Below are 15,880 nucleotides of genomic sequence, written 5' to 3'. Positions count from 1 at the left end.
ACGGAGGTAACAGATCATGACGTTTCACGAGCTCCATGACGCGGCGGCCGAGCCGCTGCTGCTGCCCAACGCCTGGGACGTACCGTCCGCCCTGGCGTTCGTCGACGCCGGTTTCGCAGCGATCGGCACGACCAGCTTCGGGGTCGCCTCGAGCCTTGGCCGCCCGGACGGCGAACGCGTGACCAGGGACGCGAACCTCGCACTGGTCCGCGCGCTGTCCTCCCTGCCGGTCTACGTCAGCGTCGACATCGAGGACGGCTACGACGACGATCCGGAGCAGGTCGCGGCCTACGTCGCCGAGCTCGAGGCCGCCGGCGCGGCCGGGATCAACATCGAGGACAGCTCCGCCGAGAAGCTGATCGCCCCCGGCGGGCACGCCGCGAAGGTGGCAGCGATCAAGGAGCGCTGCCCGGGTCTGTTCGTCAACGCCCGTGTCGACACCTACTGGCTCGGCCAGGACGCCACACCGCGGGAAACGCTCGCCCGTGCCGCTGGTTACGTACGGGCCGGTGCGGATGGGGTGTTCATCCCCGGCGCGTCGGAACCCGCCGTCCTGCGCGAGATCTGCGAGGCCGTCCCGGTGCCGGTGAACACGCTCGTCATCCCCGGACTGTCGCTGAGCGAGCTGGCCGAGCTCGGCGTACGCCGGGTGAGCACGGGCTCTCTGCCCTACCGGGCCGCCATCCGTGCGGCGGTCGATGTGGCCGGCGCGGTACGCGAAGGGCGCGCGACGCCGGCGGCGGTGCCCTATCCGGAGCTTCAGGCCAGGCTCGTCGAGTACGCGAAGGCGGGCCGCTGACCTCCACCTGAGGTGAGACGGCGTCCGACCCCTACGTACGGGGATCGGGCGCCGTTTCGCCGGTCATGGGCGCCGGCTTCACCCAAGGTCCGGTAGTAATCATCACCGGACCTGGCAAAAGGCCCCTTCGGGCATCCGTCCAGCGTCGCGACCGTGATGACGTCCTCTCTGAGACAGAACTCCAAGGAGCTCAGATGACTACGTCGTTCGGCAAATACGCCGTGACCGCTTCCGCGGTCTTCGCGCTCGGCGGCCTCAGCGCCATCACGGCCCAGGCACCCGCGCAGGCCTCCGGCTTCTCGGCCGCCTACACGTGCAACATCTCGAATCTGGGACAGGTACCTGCCGTCCTCAACGGATGGCTGTCCTCGCCGGGGACGGCCTTCAACGGGCCGGCCAGCTTCCGGCTGCACATCTCGAGCCTGAACCTGCAGTCCCCGATCCCCATCGACTCCTGGAGCGCAACCGCGTGGATCAACGTCGGCGGCGCGGAGAACACGACCTTCCAGGTGGCGGGTGGCGGGGGATCCGTACCGGCACAGGGAGCGCTCGCCGGTGACCTGGTCGGCGACTGGGCGCCGGTCATGGGCGGAACCGACTTCCTGCGGGTCGGCGGCCTGGAGATCACCGCGAACAGCGCGGAGGCGGGCAGCGTTCCGGTGCAGTGCGTACCGAACGGCGCCCCGGTGGCCGAGGTCCTCAGGGTCGCCTCGCCCTACCACGGCCGATGGATCCGCCCCGCGGTCCCGATCTTCCACATCGGCGGGTGGTATCGGCCGGGGATGACGCTGCACCGTCCGGTGTGGATCCACCCGGGCCGGCCGGGCGGCTGGAACCGTCCAGGAGGCCCGGGCTATCCGGGTGGATGGAACCGTCCAGGCGCCCCGGGCCACCCCGGTGGCTGGAACCGGCCCGGCATCCCGATCCATCCGGGTCATCCCATCGTCCCGGTGCATCCGGGCGGCTGGAACCGGCCGGGTATCCCGGTCCACCCCGGTCATCCCGTCATCCCGGTGCATCCGGGCGGCTGGAACCGGCCGGGTATCCCGGTCCACCCCGGTCATCCCGTCATCCCGGTGCATCCGGGCGGCTGGAACCGGCCTGGCATTCCGGTCCACCCCGGTCATCCCGTCATCCCGGTCCATCCGGGCGGCTGGAACCGGCCCGGCATCCCGATCCACCACGGCGGTCCGATCGGCGGGCTGCCGCACCACCACTAGCACGTCAGAGCCTCAAGGCTCGGATCCAGCATGAAGAGGGGCGAGCGCGGTCACCGCGCTCGCCCCTTCGGTTACGCGAACCAGGACCGGGCTCAGCCGGGCCGGGGGACGATGCCCTCCAGCAGGAAACCGAGGAAGTGGCCCGCCTGGGCAGGGTTCCCGGCGCGGGCCACGGCGGTGGTGAGGGCGAGCAGCTCGACCACGTCGAGGTCGGGCCGTACGGCTCCGGCCGCCTGGGCCGCGCCCAGCAGCGGGGCGGCGACCTCGCGTAGAGCCCGGTGCCAGGCGATGATCTGCGGCGGTTCGACGTCGGCAGGGCCCTCGTAGGCGGCCATGAACGCGTCACCGAGCACCTGGCTCTGGGTGATGTGGCAGACGACGGCGCGTAGCCAGTCGACCAGCGCCTCGCCGGCCTCGCCCGATGCCGCCAGCTCTCCGGCAGCGTCGCAGAGCGCGCGGATCCGGTGATCGTAGACGGCCTCGATCAGCTTCTCGCGGGTCGGGAAGTGCCGGTAGAGCGTGGCGTTTCCGACTCCGGCCGCCTTGGCGATGTCGTCCAGCGAGGCGTTGACGCCGTCGGCGTTGAGCGCGGCCTCAGCGGCCGCCAGCAGGCGCTCGCGGTTGCGCTGCGCGTCGGCCCGCCGTCGTGATGGTTGAGAAGCCATTTCGGGATCATCCTACTTGCGAACCGGGGACGAGTCCCCGTATTGTCCTGAGCGACAAGCGGGGACTTGTCCCCGTTTAACTATCGGATTCACACGAGGAGAGCAGATGGCCGAAGAGATGGGAGCGGCGGCGGTCGTCAGGGCGATCATCGCGGCCCGCGAGGACAGCGATCTGGAGACCGGCCTGAAGTACATCGCCCCCGAGTCCCTGGACCAAGGCCGGCGCGTCGGCCGCGAGGACTGGCGGCGCAAATGGGAGCACATGAGAGCGGGCTGCCCCGACATGGAGGTCATCACCGAGCACAGCGTGGAGAACGGCGAGTGGGTCGCCAACCGCTACACCATCCGCGGCACGCACACCGGGGACTTCTTCGGACAGCCGCCGACCGGCGAACGCTTCGAGATCAAGGGGATGGACATGGTCCGGGTGCAAGACGGCCGGCTCGTCGAACACTGGGCGATCGCCGACCACCTGTAATGACCCCCCGGCGGGGGGCTGCGTCGACTTCGGCGGGGATGGACACCCGGCACCAGATCGCCTCGCCGGTGAACCGACCTTCCTGCAGCACCTTCGCCCATGGCCGGCCGTGATGATCAGTGACGGCCGAGGCAGCGGTGTCTCCCCAGGGTCGATCCCGCCGCCCGGTAGTTCCCACTGCCGGCGGAAGGACGTCCACGGCACGTCATCCGGTGAGATCGGGGCCGGCGGCCCAGCTCACGGTCAGGTGGTCGCGGCGGCCGAACCTGGCGAGGTCGGCGGCGATGATGTCCTGAAGCCGCCGCAGGCCGTCCTCGCCGGTGGCCTCGACACGAAGCAGCAGCGCGGCCGAGGTGGCGTCCAGCGTGCACCGGCCCCATGGCTCGAAGCGGATGACGCCGTGAGTGTCGGACCATTCCGCCTGGACCTGCACCTGGTGGTGTCGGCGTCCGGGGTGCATGCGGCCGCGGGAGCCGCCCATGGCGTTCGCGTGCTCGCAGAGCTGGACCAGGTAGCGGCTCGGACGGTCGGTCTCGATCCGGGCTTCGGCGGTCAGCGTCATTCCTCCGCCCTCAGATCCGGGTGAGCGCGACGAGCCATGCCCGTGCGCCGTCCGGTGAGGTGGTGACCTCGATCGTGGCCGGTTCGACGGAGTCGGCCCGCCATCCCTCGGCGAACGCGCCGGTGATGTCCTCGCGAGTCAGCTGGTGCGGTCCCGAGCCGCCGGGTTGCCGGTCGCTGAAGCCGAGCATGAAGTAGCGGCCGCCCGGCCGTACCGCGGACCGCAGGCCGTCCACGTAGGCGTCCCGGTCCTCGCCGCCGAAGATGTGGAACAGTCCGCAGTCGAGCACGGTGTCGAAGGACTCACCGAGATCGGCCAGCCGCCGGGCGTCCTGGTGGAGGAAGCGCGCCGTCAGCTCCCGGTCCCGTGCCTTCCGTTCCGCGGTCCGCAGCGCGGTGACGGCGAGGTCGACGCCGGTGACGTCCAGGCCGAGCCCGGCGGCCATGAGCGCGTGCTCGCCCGTCCCGCAGCCGGCGTCCAGTACGCGGCCCCGTATGGCTCCGGCGTCGGCGAGCGCGCGAAACGCCGCCTGGGGACGGCCGATGTCCCACGGCGGCGGGCCGGTGTACAGGTCCTCCGGGTCGTGCGGCGACGGCGAACCGGGCGAAGGATGGAGCGAACGCTCAGCCATGTGCGACTCCTCTGTTCCAGGCGCGGTCGTCCGGGCCCTGGTGTGAAGCGTCGCCGAATTTATCGATACACTCTGTCTGCGGTCAAGTCTATGTGTCTCGTACGTTCTCGCGCAGGAACCGCGTCAGCAGGTCGGTCACCACTTCGGGGCGTTCCAGGCTGGGCAGATGGCCCGCCCAGGGCAGCTCGTGGTGGCGGGCGCCTGAGAGCCGCTCCGGCAGCCCGATGGCGATCTCGCGGAAGTCCGGCAGGTCCTTGCCTCCGGACACGGCGAGACACGGAGCCGTGATCCGTGACAGATCCACCTCCACCCGCACCTGCGCGAACTCCTCGACCGCGGCCAGCTGGACGTCGAACGTGTGCCGCTGCATCAGGCGGACCTGCTCCCGCACCGCGTCGTCGGCTTCAGGCCCCAGGAAGGTGTCCACGTTCAGGTCGACGGCCCCGTCGACGTCGCCCGCCTCGAGCAGTTCGTCCTCGCGAGCGCCGAAGGCCCGCAGCGTGTCGCTGGGCACATGATCGGGCGAGCCGGCACACAGGAGGACGAGGGAGGTGATCATGTCGGGCCGGCGTGCGGCCGTCTCCAGGGCGATCCGGCCGCCGTAGGAGGATCCGATCAGCGTCGCGCGCTCGATGCCGAGGGTCCCCATCAGCTCGGTGACGTCATCGGCGTTGTTGTACGGGCCGCCCGGCATCGGAGACTCGCCGAATCCCTGGAAGTCGCAGCGGACGACCCGGTATCCGGCGTCGATCAGAGCCTGCCACTGCGGATCCCACATGCGTCGATCACATACCGCGGAATGGAGGAGCAGGAGCGCCGGCCCATCGCCGGCCACGTCGTGAGAGAGCGTCATGCGGCGAACGGTAGCCAGTGGCCCCGCATATGTCGCATCAATTTCCTGCCCTCCACCAGTACGGAATCGGCCGAGTCCAAGGCGGCGGGAGGCCACTTCGGGACCAGGCACGGGACCTTTCCCTAAGGATCACTGCCGTGGCTTCCCGCCCCACGCGGCCGGGCTTTCCCAGCCGGAGAGATGCCGTATGGCGGTCTCCGAGGCGGAGCCGGGCTCGGTCGTGTACACGATCAGCTCCTGGTCGTCCGCACCCGTGATCATCAGCGCCTGGTACGTGACGGTGAGGTCGCCGACCACGGGGTGGCGGTAGCGCTTGGGGCCCTCGGTATGGGCATGGACCTGGTGTGCCGCCCAGTAGCGGCGGAACGGCTCACTCGCGGCCGACAGATCCTCCACCAGCTTGCCGAGCCACGGGTCGCCCGGGTTGCGTCCCGCGTCCAGGCGGAGCATGGCCGCGACGTTGGCGACGACCTCGTCCCAGTCCGGGTAGAGCTTGCGGGCGTACGGGTCGAGGAACACGAAGCGCCCGTAGTTGCGCTCCGGGGCCGGGCGGGCGTCGAAGTCGGTGATCAAAGCCGCGGCGAGCCGGTTGGTGAACAGGACATCGGTACGGCGCCCGAGCACGAACGCGGGACATCGCGCGCCGTCCAGGACCTCCAGCAGCCGGACGGTGACCGGGCGTACCCGTTGGGCGCATGGAAGATCGCGCCGTGGCTGGGCCAGAGCGGGCCCCGCCAGATCGAACAGGTGGGAGCGCGCGGTGTCATCCAGGCGCAGGGCCCTGGCCAGCGCGTCGAGCACGGCGGGGGAGGCCGTACGGTTGCGGCCCTGCTCCAGCCGCGTGTAGTAGTCGGCGCTGACGCCCGCGAGCTGCGCGAGCTCCTCGCGGCGCAGACCGGTCACGCGCCGCCGTGAGGTGGGCTGTGGCAGTCCGACGTCGGCCGGGCGCAGCCGCCCGCGGCACGCGCGGAGGAACTCCCCCAGCTCCACGTCCATACATTCAGTGTTCACCGCCGGTCGCGGGCGGCGCGATCGAGGGGGTCATCGGCCCTGTTCCGGTATGAGGGGGAGATCGACGCGGAGCGAGGCGCCACCGCCGGCCGGTCCGGAGATCGCGATGGTGCCGCCGGTGCTCTCGACCCGGTCCACCAGCCCGATGAGGCCGGAGCCGGCACGAGGATCCAGGCCCCCGATGCCGTCGTCCCGTACCGACAGCCGCAAGTGGCCGGCCCGGATCTCGGCACGGACCCATGCAACGGTCGCGTTCGCGTGTTTCGCGGTGTTGGCGAGAGCCTCCGCCACCACGTAGTACGCGGTGACCTCCGTGATCTCGGGCAGCCGCTCCGGCACCCGTACATCGAGCTCCACGGGCACGGGGGAGCGGCAGGCCAGCGTCCTGATCGCCGGCTCCAGTCCACCCTGGGTGAGGATCGGCGGGTGAATGCCGCGCACGGTCTCCTGCAGGTCGGTCATCGCCTCCTCCAGCTCGCCGGCCACCTCGGACAACCGAGACCGCGCCCGGTGGGACCCGGCCGGAAGGTCCTCCCTCACGGTCCGACGCAACCTGAGCCCGATGGAGATCAGGCGCTGCTGGATGCCGTCGTGCAGGTCGCGTTCGATGCGCCGCCGGGCCTGGTCCGAGGCCGCCACGATGCGCGTACGTGAGGCGGCCAGTTCGGCGTTGGTGTTGGCGCAGGCGATGGCCGCCGCCGCGAGCTCGGTGAAGCCGGACAGGCGGAGTTCGGCGTCCGGGGGCAGCGGGCCGTCCGCGATCGAGACAGCGACCATCACGCCCCACAGGCGTCCCTTGACCATGATCGGCGCACCGACGGCACTGAGGACTCCGTTGTCGCGCAGGAAGGCGGCGAGCCGCCCGGACGCGTGCGTGAAGCCGTCCATCCGGGCCGGGCGCCCGCCTCGCCATACGCGGCTGGGGACGTTGTCCCCTTCAAGCGTCCAGCGGGGCACGCGGGGCAGTCGTGTCCCGGGGGCGTCGCTGCAGGCCACGAGGGTCGCCGAGCCGTCGGGTTCGTAGCGGAGCATCCGTGCGCCGGCCGCGCCGAGCAGCCGGCGTACCTCCTCGGTCACCGCGGTGAAGACCGCCGACGCCACCGGCCTTCCGGCGGCCAGAGTCGCCACCCGCCGGAGCCCGGCCTGCTCGCTGCGCAGCCGGTCCACCGCGGCCGGCGCGCCGCCGAGAACGCATCCTGTCTCCCCCGCGTGATGGTGGGTCAAGACGCGCGACGCGTCATCGGCCGTCATGGCGGGCCCTTCTCCCGTGGCCGATCGTCTCCTGGGCACGTCGGCATCTGCTCCCCGAGTCTGCGCGGCCCGGCGCGGGGGAGGAAGGCCAGAAACATCCTGGGACCACGCGACCCACCCTCAGCCTGATGACACGCCTCACTCGGACGACGCGAACGGCGTACGGCCGGCCCGTCAGCCTCCGCGGGGAACCGGTGTGGTCACTTCCTCCGCCGCTCGGACGCGGCGTCGGCCAGCAGGCCCAGCCCGATACCGAGCATCCAGACGTCCTTGCTGACCGCGACGCCTCCCTGACTCGGCCAGATGCTGCCCGGCCGGCGCATGGCCGGGGTCCGCATGTACATCGCGAGCAGGCTGCCGGAGAACCCGGTGAGCGCGGCGCCCGCGAGCGCCGCCGGCACGACCGGCGCGAGCAGTGCCGTACCCGTCGCGATCTCGGCTATGGCGAGCGCGCGCAGGAACCGGCGCGGCGGGACCGCCTCCAGGAACGGGAAGGCGTTGGCGGCCGTCCTGTGCACGCCGGTGGCGCGTTCGTCGCCGCCGTTCAGTTTCTCGAGCCCGGTGTGGAGGATGTACGCACCGGTGGCCACCCGGCCGGGAGCGGTGCGCGGCTTCATGGACAGTCTCATCTGACCTCCTGATCATGTCGGGCATACCCCTGCAGATCAAAGACATCCGGATCATCGTTCGGGGGAGGAACGGCCGGCGGGCTCCGTCCAGGGGTGTCCCGATCGCCTCGATTCTGCCCTGCCCCGCCGAAGAGAGCCGATCACGTCCCCCTCTCGCCCGCCGGTCGCCGCCGCGAGCGGACGGGCGGCGGTCCCGGCCAGCTGTTCGCCTCGGCGAGGATGGCGGAGGCGAGCCTCGCGGACCTGTCGGCGATCTCGTGGGGCGGCGACGGCCGGTCGTTCTCCAGCCACCAGGTGATGGTCTGCACGAACATCCCCGAGATGACGGTGGGCACCAGCCCGGTGGAGACGCCGGCGGTGCTGGGCACGTGCCGCTCGGCCAACTCGGCCAGGGTGGTCCGCATCCTGTTGGCGAACCACGGGCTGCCGGTCCTGCCGAGCAGGGCGCCGTAGAGCCGGTGGTAGGTGGAGATGTGCTCGAAGAAGGAGGTCCAGCGCTCCCGTACCGGCCGGTCGTCATCGGACATCGTGCCGACGAGCGCGACGACCGCCTCGTCGAAGATCTGCTCCACCAGGTGAAACTTGTCGTTGTAGTTCCGGTAGAAGGCGGCGCGGCTCACCATGGCCCGCTGGGTGATCTCGCCGACGGTCAGCCGGTCGAAGCCGCGTTCTTCGATGAGCTCGACCAGCGCCGTGCGGAGCAGGGTGCGGGTGCGCCGTACGCGGAGGTTCTCGGTCGGCTGAGACAGTTCGCGCTCCTTGTCTCGGATGGGACGGTGCGGCCGGACTGACGCTTGCCGCGGTGGGCGGGCCGTGGCGAGACTCGTTCTCGGACGGTTCGCCCCAGATGAGACATCGTGTCTCGATCGGTGCGTGCCGTCAATCGACAGGGAGACGGTTGATGCGCGTCATTCGAGTGCGTGAGTTCGGGCCGCCGCAGGTGCTGCGGATCGAGGAGGCGGAGGCGCCGCGCCCGTCGGCCGGGCAGGTGGTCGTGGCCGTCGAGGTGGCCGGAGTGATCTTTGGGGAGACGATCGTCCGTTCGGGGCGGCATCCGGTCCCGCTGCCGTACGAGCCGGGCATGGAGGTCGGCGGCCGGGTCGTGGAGGTCGGGCCGGACGCCGACCCGTCGCTGGAGGGACGCCTCGTCGTCGCGACCACGCTCGGCAACGCCGGCGGGTACGCGGAGGCGGCCCTGGCCGAGGCCGGAAACGTCTATCCGGTGCCGGACGGGCTGCCGCTGGAGCGGGCGGTCCCGGTGTTCCAGGCCGGCGCCGTCGCCGCGGGCATCCTGTCGGTGATGGGGGTACGGGCCGGCGAGACCGTGCTGGTCACCGCCGCGGCGGGCCGCGTCGGCTCGTTGCTCGTGCAGCTGGCCCGGGCGGCGGGAGCCCGCGTGATCGGCGCGGTCGGCGGCCCCGGAAAGATCGCCGCGGCGGCCGGGGCCGGCGCCGATGTCACCGTCGACTACGGCGGGCCCGGCTGGGTCGCCGAGGTCAGGGCGGCCACGGATGGGCGGGGCGCCGACGTCGTCCTCGACGCGATCGGTGGCACCGTCGGCGAGCAGGCGCTGGAGGCCACCGCGGAGGGCGGCGGGAGGTTCGGCGTGTACGGCCTCGCGTCCGGCAGCTGGGTCGGGCTCGACACCGGCCGGCTCGTACGGCGCGGGCTGTCGGTGGTCGCACCGCTGGCCATCGCCTTCGCCAAGCCCGCCGCGGAGCAGCGTGCGGATGCCGAGCGGGCGCTCGACGCCGCCGCCGCGGGCGACCTCGTCCCGCGCGTCCACGCGGCGTACCCGCTGGAGCAGGCGCCCGAGGCCCACGCCGACCTGGAGGAACGCCGCTCCATCGGCGCCGTCCTCCTCAGACCCTAGGGCCCGGGCGGGCAGGGCGAGGACGCCGGCCACGGCCCGGTCGAACCGCGCGGTGTCGTCGGCCGCCCTGCCGGACGGCCACGATCGTCGACGCCGTCTCGGCCGGGTCAGCGCGGCGTCCAGCTCGCCGCGGGACCGGCAGGGCGTACGTATCAGCGGTCAGAGAAGGTTCTTGTAGTAGAAGCTGCAGTCCTCGAGGGAACCCGCCGGATCGGCGGCGTACCCCGGGACGATGCCGTACCGCGTCCAGCCTGTGGCGCCGTAGAGATGGTCCGCGGCGCTGCCGGTGGCGGTGTCCAGGAGCAGGAGGGTCACGCCCGCCCGTAGCGCCGCGTCTTCGGCGGTGGCCAGCAGAGCGCGTGCCAGCCCTCTGCCACGGGCGTCGCTCCGGACCATGAGCTTGACGATCTCGCCGCGGTGCCGGCCGTTGGGCTTGCTCTCCAGCGCGAGGCTCACCGTGCCGGTGACACCGCCGGGCCCGCCCGCGGCCCAGACGAGGAGGCCGCCGTCGGCCATGGCGGCCTGCCGGGTGCGCCACCAGGCCGCCGCCGCGTCGTGGTCGAAGGGCATCAGGAAACCGAGTGACGAGCCGCCGGCGACGCTCTCGGCGAGCAGGGCGGCCAGCCCCTCGATGTGGTCGCGAAGCGCGTCGGCGGACAGCCGGGTGATGGTGACCCCGCCGGACGTTACGGCGCTCACGGCAGCACGATCATCAGCGCGTACCGGACCCGGCCGGGGCCAGGAGAGTGGAACCGGGAGGGACCCCACAGCCGGAAACGCAGGCAGTCACCGGTGCGGATCTCGTGGACGGCGCCATCCGTGGTGACCTCCAGCGTGCCCTCCAGCACCCAGATGTGCTGCTCCAGACCGGGCACGGGTGGCTCGTCGTAGGAGATGTCGGCCCCCGGCCGCAGCACGCCCTCGACGAGTTCGCCGCGCAACCCGGCATGGGGCGGAGACACCGATCGCCGGGTGAACCCCGAATGGTCGTCCCGCCACACCGGCTGACGCTCGGCGCGTACGAGCGGCGGGGGCTCCGGCTCGACCTCGGCGAGCAGCCGCGACAGCGTCCGCCCGTACGTCGCGCACAGGGTGTTCAGCAGTGACGCCGTCGGGCTGATCTCGACCCGCTCCAGCCGGGACAACGTCGAGCGGCTGATCCCCGTACGCCCCGCGAGCTCGTCCAGCGACCAGCCACGCTCGACCCGCAGCTCCGCGAGCCGCTCCGCCAGCCGGGTCTCCATCTGCTCGACCTCTCCCATATATGAGAGGCTATCCCACATCTGGGAATCCGGGTCAGCTCGTGGTGAGGAGAGACTCGGCCATCGCCGTACGGGCGTACAGGACCGAGCGGCCGGCGCGGTGGGCGCTGACCATTCCGGCGTCGCGCAGGGCGGTCAGGTGCTGGGAGACGCCGGCCGCCGAGATGCCGGTACGGCGGGCGAGGTCGGTCGTGGAGGCCGGAGCCGCCAGCTCGATCAGGAGCGTGGTCCGCGAGCGGCCGATCACGGCGGCGATCGCGTCGGCGCGTCGCACCCGGCCGGTCTCCCACAGTGTTCCGATACCGCGTACGGGATAGGCGAGCTGGGGCGGCGCCGGCGGGCGGGACCAGGTGAAGACGTGGACGGCGAACACGGACGGCACCAGCAACAGGCCCGGCCCGGTGCTGGCGCGGGAGATACCGCATCGCCTGCGTACGAGGTGGAGAGTGTTGTCGTCCCAGCGCAGCGTGGAGTGAAGGTCGTTGAAGAGGTGACCGCTGCCGTGCTCGGCCACCTGACGGGAGCGGCGGAAGAGCTCCGCGTCGAGCAGCGCGTGGATCTTGGCCCAGTACGGCGCGAGCGCCACCTCCCAGTAGGCCTCGATCTCCTCGGTGACGCGGGTCAGCTGCGTCCCGGGATCCGTGTGCAGGGCACGGCGGCGCGCACCGCCGCGGCTCTTGCCGTCGAGGGTGCCGAGGTCGGCCCGTACCTGGTCGGCCGGGGTCGCGCGTATGGCGGCCAGCTCCGCGGCGAGGGCGGGTGCCGGCTCGCCGGGGGGCGGCGTAAGGAAATCGGGGAGGTAGTTGGAGGACGGGACGAGATCGGCCAGCCAGCCCGAGTCCAGCCCTGCGGCGGCCACCCGCGGGCGTACCTGGTCGAGCCAGGGCCGGTGCACCGGATGCGCCGAGCCCGACGCGAGCAACCGGAAGCTGGTGACGACCTCCCACATCTGCGAGACCGCGAAGCGGGTCAGCGCCAGGTCATCGGCCGTGAAGGCCAGCTCGGACAGCATGCGGCCTCCGTGGATTCGGTCTGGGCTTAATCAATGGCTCTGAGCCTAGCCACGCCGCAGTCTTTCGACCATGCTCTCCACCTTCAGCGGGCTGCCTCGCGCCGTCTGGATCATCTTCGCGGGCACCGTCGTGAACCGGCTCGGTTACGTGGTCACGCCGTTCCTGGTCTTCTACCTGGGCTCGCGCGGCGTCCGCACCGAACAGGTCCCGTACGTCCTGGGCGCGCTCGGCGCGGGCAACCTGGTCGGGCCGATGGCCGGCGGGCTGCTCGCCGACCGTACGGGCCGGCGTCCCACGATGCTCATCGGCCTGATCGGTACGGCCACCGCGCAGGGGCTGCTCTTCGCCGCGCCGAACGTGGTCACGCTGGCGCTCGCGGCCGTACTCCTCAGCGCGGCGGGCAGCATGGTCAGCCCGGCCGCCGGCGCCCTGCTGACCGACACCGTGAGGGCCGAGCGGCGGCGTACGGCGTTCTCGCTGTTCCACTGGGCGGTCAACATCGGCACGGCGATGGCCGGGATACTCGGCGGGTTCCTGGCGGCCCACGGTTACTGGTCGCTGTTCGCGGTGGACGCGGCGACCTCGCTGGCGTACGCCGTCATCGTGGTCGCGCTGCTGCCGGCCGGGCGCGGCGGTGGGGCCGCGGCGGGAGTCAGCGGGCGGGGGTACGCGGTGGTGTTCCGCGATCCGCTGATGCGAGCGTTGCTGCCGTTGTTCGGCATCGCGCTGGTGATCTACTCGCTCACGGAGGTCTGCCTGCCGCTGGCCATCCGCGACCACGGGCTGTCCCCGGCCACGCTCGGGCTGATGGCCACGCTCAACGCGGTCCTCGTCGTGGTGTTGCAGCCGATCGCGACCAACGTCCTGGCCCGCGTCCCGCAGATCCCGGTGCTGGTCGGGGCCAGCATGCTCATCGCGGTCGGCGTCGCGTCCACCGGGATGGCCCACGACGTGTGGTCCTACGGCGGGACGGTCGCGCTGTGGTCGGTCGGCGAGGCGGCGACCGGCGGAATCGCGGGCGCGATCGTCGCGGGCCTCGCCCCCGAGGACGCCCGTGGCCGGTACCAGGGGACCTACCAGTGGACCTGGGGGATCGCCCGGTTCATCGCGCTCGGGGCGGGCACCGCGGTGTACGCCACCGCCGGTCCCGCCGTCGTCTGGTGGTTCAGCGCCGTCGCGGGGGTCGGCGCCGCCCTCGGCGTCGGAGCCCTGGGCCCGGCGATCGCCCGGCGTACGGCCGTTCCCGGCCCTCAGGACCGGGTGGTGCCGCCGGCGGCCGAGCCCGGGCAGGACGCGGACCTCGCGCGGACGGCCGCCGGGTAGGCGATCCGTGCCAGGTGCCCACCGGTGACGGATCGGTGGGCACCCCGGCGGGTGCCGCCCTTCAGGCCGGGACGGACTCGGTGGACCACAGCCGGTCGATCGCCTCTTCGGCGGCGGCGAGGCTTTCCCTGGCCAGCGGGATCAGCTCGGCCATCGCGGGCTGCACCTCGGCGAGCGTGAGCTCGGCCGTGATGAAGCGCGGCTCCAGGCCCATCGCCGACACACCGTGCGGCAGCCACGCCTCCGCGTGGTCCCACCCGTCGCGCGGCGTGCCCTCGCCGTACCCGCCGCCACGGGACGCGAGGACGAGGAACTCACGGCCGCCGAGGAGACCGGTGCCGGTCTCCGGGTCGAGCGAAAGACCCGGGGCGACGAGGTGGTCGACCCAGGCCTTGACGCTGCTGGGCGCGCCGTAGTTGTAGAGCGGGAGGCCGAGCATGACCGTGTCCGCCTGCCGCACCTCCTCGACCAGCCGGCGGGTGAGCTCCCACGAGGCGGCCTGGGCCGCGGTGTGCCGGTCGGGCGGCGTGATCCGCGCCAGGCCGCCGGCCTCGTCGAGGTGCGGGAGGGGGTCGCGTCCCAGGTCGCGATGCGTGACGGTGCCCCCGGGATGCGCGGCGCGCCATGCGTCGGCGGCACGGGCGGTGAGCCTGCGGCTGATGGAGTGCTCGCCCCGGATGCTCGAGTCGATGTGCAGCAGGTGCGACATATTGATGATCTCCCATGGATGATTTGTGTAGGACAAATCATTTGTATCACATGGATCCAGGGTGCTCTGGGATACACTTCGTTCGTGGCTCCTCCGCCCGTCAACCAGCAAACGCACCGGTCGGGCGCGCTGCTCGACCACCTGGCGCGACGCATACGCCTGCGCGCCGAGTCGGTGCTCGCGCCGCTCGGTCTCCGACCGCGGCATCTGGTCGCCCTTACCGTGTTGCGCGGGAACGAAGGCTGCACCCAGCAGGCGCTCGCGAGCATGCTGGAGATGGACGGGACCAACATCGTCGGACTGCTCAACGAGCTCGAGGCCGAAGCGCTGATCGAGCGCCGGCGCTCACCCGAGGACCGGCGCCGTCACGTCGTCGACCTCACCGACGCCGGCGTGGACCGCCTGTGCAAGGCGGAGTGCGCGCTCGCGGCGGTCGAGAACGAGGTGCTGGGCGCGCTCGACGAGACCCAGCGGGAGACGCTCTACCGCCTGCTCGAGCAGGCGGCGTCCAACGGCGGGCCGCCGGTCTGCACCGAGGCGGTCAACGAGCGGTAGAGGTCACCGAGAGCTTGGGCGACGTGGTGAGGGTCTGCAGGACCACGCAGTAGCGCTCGGTCAGCCGGATCAGCGTTTCGAGCTCGTCCGGTGAGGCGTCGGTGTCGAGGTCGAACGCCAGGCGGATCGCGGTGAGGCCGACCGGGGTCACCTTGTCCACCGCGAGCGTGTCACGAAAGTCCAGGTCTCCTTCGGCGCGCACGGTCCCGTCGCGTACGTCGAGCCCGAGTGAGGTCGCGACCGCGCGGAGGGTGACTCCCGCACAGGCGACCAGGGCCTCGAGGAGCATGTCGCCGGAGCACAGGGAAGTGCCGTCGCCCCCGCTCGCGGGGTGCAGCCCGGCCTCGGCGAGTGCCCGGCCGGTGTCGACCTTGCAGGTCACACCCTCACCGAGAGTGCCCTCGGCCTTCAGGGTCACCAGCGCGGAGGACGGGTCCTCCCGATAGCGGACCTTCAGCGGTGCCTGGCGGTCACGTAGTGACTGACGATCCACGGTGGCTCCGATCCGCGGGCGAGGACGATCATCGTCTTCGTACGGTACTCCGGGCCGCCCCTCAGCCGCCCCGGGGCCGATGGCGTGGGAAACGGGAGACCCACCCGCGCTGCCAGGGTGTCTCCACGGCCCGCGGATGGTGGTTCGCCCGGGTCCAGGCGATGGCGTCGGCCGGGGGATAGCCGGTCAGGACCACGAGACAGGCGATCACCGTGCCGGTACGCCCGACGCCGCCACCGCACGCAACCTCGACTCGTGCCCCGGCCCGCGCGCGGTCGCGCAGACCGTGGATCTCCCGGACCGCCTGTGGCGTATCGCGCGGCAGCAGGAAGTCGGGCCACTCGACCCAGGAGTGCGGCCAGGACGGCTCACCGTCGTGACGGCGGCGGAGACGGCGCGAGCCGAGGTAGAGACCGAAGTCGGGTGCCGGCCCGCCGGGCGGCGGACGGCGCAGGCCACGGCCCCGTATCCAGGAGCCGTCGGGCAGTTGAACGGCGCCGGCGAGCCGAGAGGCGGTCATGTTCCCATTGTCGGCCGTCGAGAGGCTCGGAGT

The 15,880-nt window shown here is 71.9% G+C and carries 20 protein-coding genes; 6 read left to right on the top strand and 14 right to left on the bottom strand.

Going from position 1 to position 15,880, the window contains the following annotated elements; translation table 11 throughout:
* Positions 1–16: 16 nt before the first annotated feature.
* Both FB559_RS09755 and FB559_RS09750 read left to right on the top strand, forming a co-directional pair.
* Positions 17–799 (top strand): isocitrate lyase/PEP mutase family protein, encoded by a 783-nt coding sequence (locus tag FB559_RS09755; RefSeq protein WP_141955312.1) that lies wholly within the window; start codon positions 17–19, stop codon positions 797–799.
* Positions 800–993: 194 nt separating this feature from the next.
* The gene (locus tag FB559_RS09750) at positions 994–2,019 is read left to right on the top strand and encodes a hypothetical protein (protein ID WP_141955311.1); all 1,026 of its coding nucleotides are present in this window, start codon (positions 994–996) and stop codon (positions 2,017–2,019) included.
* A 92-nt stretch (positions 2,020–2,111) separates the two neighbouring features.
* Here the strand turns inward: FB559_RS09750 and FB559_RS09745 are convergent, their stop codons facing one another.
* Positions 2,112–2,684 (bottom strand): TetR/AcrR family transcriptional regulator, encoded by a 573-nt coding sequence (locus FB559_RS09745; protein ID WP_141955310.1) that lies wholly within the window; start codon positions 2,682–2,684, stop codon positions 2,112–2,114.
* A 106-nt stretch (positions 2,685–2,790) separates the two neighbouring features.
* Between FB559_RS09745 and FB559_RS09740 the strand changes: the two genes are divergently transcribed.
* On the top strand, positions 2,791–3,162 hold the full coding sequence (locus FB559_RS09740; protein WP_141955309.1) for an ester cyclase: 372 nt from the start codon (positions 2,791–2,793) through the stop codon (positions 3,160–3,162).
* 205 nt (positions 3,163–3,367) lie between these two features.
* Here FB559_RS09740 and FB559_RS09735 read toward each other — a convergent pair whose 3' ends face one another.
* The 7 genes from FB559_RS09735 to FB559_RS09705 form a co-directional block, all read right to left on the bottom strand.
* Positions 3,368–3,724, bottom strand: a complete 357-nt coding sequence (locus tag FB559_RS09735) for a DUF2218 domain-containing protein (protein WP_141955308.1) — start codon at positions 3,722–3,724, stop codon at positions 3,368–3,370.
* A 10-nt stretch (positions 3,725–3,734) separates the two neighbouring features.
* Positions 3,735–4,355 carry an SAM-dependent methyltransferase gene (locus FB559_RS09730; RefSeq protein WP_141955307.1) on the bottom strand — a complete coding sequence of 207 codons (621 nt, stop codon included), beginning with the start codon at positions 4,353–4,355 and terminating at the stop codon, positions 3,735–3,737.
* 88 nt (positions 4,356–4,443) lie between these two features.
* Positions 4,444–5,208 carry an alpha/beta fold hydrolase gene (locus FB559_RS09725; RefSeq protein WP_141955306.1) on the bottom strand — a complete coding sequence of 255 codons (765 nt, stop codon included), beginning with the start codon at positions 5,206–5,208 and terminating at the stop codon, positions 4,444–4,446.
* Between the two features lie 129 nt (positions 5,209–5,337).
* Entirely contained in the window at positions 5,338–6,204 is an 867-nt protein-coding gene (locus tag FB559_RS09720) for a helix-turn-helix transcriptional regulator (RefSeq protein WP_141955305.1), read from the bottom strand.
* A 45-nt stretch (positions 6,205–6,249) separates the two neighbouring features.
* Entirely contained in the window at positions 6,250–7,470 is a 1,221-nt protein-coding gene (locus FB559_RS09715) for a GAF domain-containing sensor histidine kinase (protein WP_141955304.1), read from the bottom strand.
* A 200-nt stretch (positions 7,471–7,670) separates the two neighbouring features.
* Positions 7,671–8,099 (bottom strand): hypothetical protein, encoded by a 429-nt coding sequence (locus FB559_RS09710; RefSeq protein WP_141955303.1) that lies wholly within the window; start codon positions 8,097–8,099, stop codon positions 7,671–7,673.
* A gap of 140 nt (positions 8,100–8,239) precedes the next feature.
* Positions 8,240–8,788 (bottom strand): TetR/AcrR family transcriptional regulator, encoded by a 549-nt coding sequence (locus FB559_RS09705; protein ID WP_281286325.1) that lies wholly within the window; start codon positions 8,786–8,788, stop codon positions 8,240–8,242.
* Positions 8,789–9,000: 212 nt separating this feature from the next.
* Between FB559_RS09705 and FB559_RS09700 the strand changes: the two genes are divergently transcribed.
* Positions 9,001–9,972 (top strand): zinc-binding dehydrogenase, encoded by a 972-nt coding sequence (locus FB559_RS09700; RefSeq protein ID WP_141955301.1) that lies wholly within the window; start codon positions 9,001–9,003, stop codon positions 9,970–9,972.
* A 159-nt stretch (positions 9,973–10,131) separates the two neighbouring features.
* Here FB559_RS09700 and FB559_RS09695 read toward each other — a convergent pair whose 3' ends face one another.
* Genes FB559_RS09695 through FB559_RS09685 form a run of 3 tightly spaced genes read right to left on the bottom strand, consistent with a single transcriptional unit; the run spans position 10,132 to position 12,246 of the window.
* Positions 10,132–10,671, bottom strand: a complete 540-nt coding sequence (locus FB559_RS09695; protein WP_141955300.1) for a GNAT family N-acetyltransferase — start codon at positions 10,669–10,671, stop codon at positions 10,132–10,134.
* Complete coding sequence (locus FB559_RS09690; RefSeq protein WP_141955299.1) at positions 10,668–11,234, bottom strand: helix-turn-helix domain-containing protein; 567 nt, start codon at positions 11,232–11,234, stop codon at positions 10,668–10,670. The genes FB559_RS09695 and FB559_RS09690 overlap by 4 nt, the downstream gene beginning before the upstream one ends.
* Positions 11,235–11,268: 34 nt before the next feature.
* On the bottom strand, positions 11,269–12,246 hold the full coding sequence (locus tag FB559_RS09685) for an ArsR/SmtB family transcription factor (RefSeq protein WP_141955298.1): 978 nt from the start codon (positions 12,244–12,246) through the stop codon (positions 11,269–11,271).
* Between the two features lie 70 nt (positions 12,247–12,316).
* Between FB559_RS09685 and FB559_RS09680 the strand changes: the two genes are divergently transcribed.
* Entirely contained in the window at positions 12,317–13,570 is a 1,254-nt protein-coding gene (locus FB559_RS09680) for an MFS transporter (protein ID WP_141955297.1), read from the top strand.
* A 61-nt stretch (positions 13,571–13,631) separates the two neighbouring features.
* Here the strand turns inward: FB559_RS09680 and FB559_RS09675 are convergent, their stop codons facing one another.
* Positions 13,632–14,279 carry an FMN-dependent NADH-azoreductase gene (locus tag FB559_RS09675; protein WP_141955296.1) on the bottom strand — a complete coding sequence of 216 codons (648 nt, stop codon included), beginning with the start codon at positions 14,277–14,279 and terminating at the stop codon, positions 13,632–13,634.
* 84 nt (positions 14,280–14,363) lie between these two features.
* On the opposite strand from FB559_RS09675, the gene FB559_RS09670 reads away from it, so the two are divergent.
* Positions 14,364–14,834: a MarR family winged helix-turn-helix transcriptional regulator gene (locus FB559_RS09670; RefSeq protein ID WP_221639936.1), complete on the top strand. Its 471-nt coding sequence runs from the start codon at positions 14,364–14,366 to the stop codon at positions 14,832–14,834.
* On the opposite strand, the gene FB559_RS09665 is transcribed toward FB559_RS09670, so the two are convergent.
* Positions 14,821–15,327 (bottom strand): OsmC family protein, encoded by a 507-nt coding sequence (locus tag FB559_RS09665; protein WP_141955295.1) that lies wholly within the window; start codon positions 15,325–15,327, stop codon positions 14,821–14,823. The genes FB559_RS09670 and FB559_RS09665 overlap by 14 nt on opposite strands.
* Before the next feature lie 61 nt (positions 15,328–15,388).
* Complete coding sequence (locus FB559_RS09660; RefSeq protein WP_141955294.1) at positions 15,389–15,847, bottom strand: protein-tyrosine phosphatase family protein; 459 nt, start codon at positions 15,845–15,847, stop codon at positions 15,389–15,391.
* Between the last annotated feature and the right edge of the window lie 33 nt (positions 15,848–15,880).

Source organism: Actinoallomurus bryophytorum (assembly GCF_006716425.1).
In the GTDB taxonomy this organism is placed as follows: Bacteria; Actinomycetota; Actinomycetes; order Streptosporangiales; family Streptosporangiaceae; genus Actinoallomurus; species Actinoallomurus bryophytorum.
The sequence above is the reverse complement of the archived record's forward strand: the minus strand, read 5'-3'. Positions and strand labels throughout refer to the sequence as shown.

Excerpts from the sequence above, each read along its gene's own strand:
- FB559_RS09680 (WP_141955297.1), top strand. The coding sequence starts at position 12,317 with ATGCTCTCCACCTTCAGCGGGCTGCCTCGCGCCGTCTGGATCATCTTC.
- FB559_RS09750 (WP_141955311.1), top strand. The coding sequence starts at position 994 with ATGACTACGTCGTTCGGCAAATACGCCGTGACCGCTTCCGCGGTCTTC.
- FB559_RS09730 (WP_141955307.1), bottom strand. The coding sequence starts at position 4,355 with ATGGCTGAGCGTTCGCTCCATCCTTCGCCCGGTTCGCCGTCGCCGCAC.
- FB559_RS09675 (WP_141955296.1), bottom strand. The coding sequence starts at position 14,279 with ATGTCGCACCTGCTGCACATCGACTCGAGCATCCGGGGCGAGCACTCC.
- FB559_RS09745 (WP_141955310.1), bottom strand. The coding sequence starts at position 2,684 with ATGGCTTCTCAACCATCACGACGGCGGGCCGACGCGCAGCGCAACCGC.
- FB559_RS09740 (WP_141955309.1), top strand. The coding sequence starts at position 2,791 with ATGGCCGAAGAGATGGGAGCGGCGGCGGTCGTCAGGGCGATCATCGCG.
- FB559_RS09710 (WP_141955303.1), bottom strand. The coding sequence starts at position 8,099 with ATGAGACTGTCCATGAAGCCGCGCACCGCTCCCGGCCGGGTGGCCACC.
- FB559_RS09755 (WP_141955312.1), top strand. The coding sequence starts at position 17 with ATGACGTTTCACGAGCTCCATGACGCGGCGGCCGAGCCGCTGCTGCTG.
- FB559_RS09700 (WP_141955301.1), top strand. The coding sequence starts at position 9,001 with ATGCGCGTCATTCGAGTGCGTGAGTTCGGGCCGCCGCAGGTGCTGCGG.
- FB559_RS09715 (WP_141955304.1), bottom strand. The coding sequence starts at position 7,470 with ATGACGGCCGATGACGCGTCGCGCGTCTTGACCCACCATCACGCGGGG.
- FB559_RS09725 (WP_141955306.1), bottom strand. The coding sequence starts at position 5,208 with ATGACGCTCTCTCACGACGTGGCCGGCGATGGGCCGGCGCTCCTGCTC.
- FB559_RS09735 (WP_141955308.1), bottom strand. The coding sequence starts at position 3,724 with ATGACGCTGACCGCCGAAGCCCGGATCGAGACCGACCGTCCGAGCCGC.
- FB559_RS09720 (WP_141955305.1), bottom strand. The coding sequence starts at position 6,204 with ATGGACGTGGAGCTGGGGGAGTTCCTCCGCGCGTGCCGCGGGCGGCTG.
- FB559_RS09690 (WP_141955299.1), bottom strand. The coding sequence starts at position 11,234 with ATGGGAGAGGTCGAGCAGATGGAGACCCGGCTGGCGGAGCGGCTCGCG.
- FB559_RS09685 (WP_141955298.1), bottom strand. The coding sequence starts at position 12,246 with ATGCTGTCCGAGCTGGCCTTCACGGCCGATGACCTGGCGCTGACCCGC.
- FB559_RS09660 (WP_141955294.1), bottom strand. The coding sequence starts at position 15,847 with ATGACCGCCTCTCGGCTCGCCGGCGCCGTTCAACTGCCCGACGGCTCC.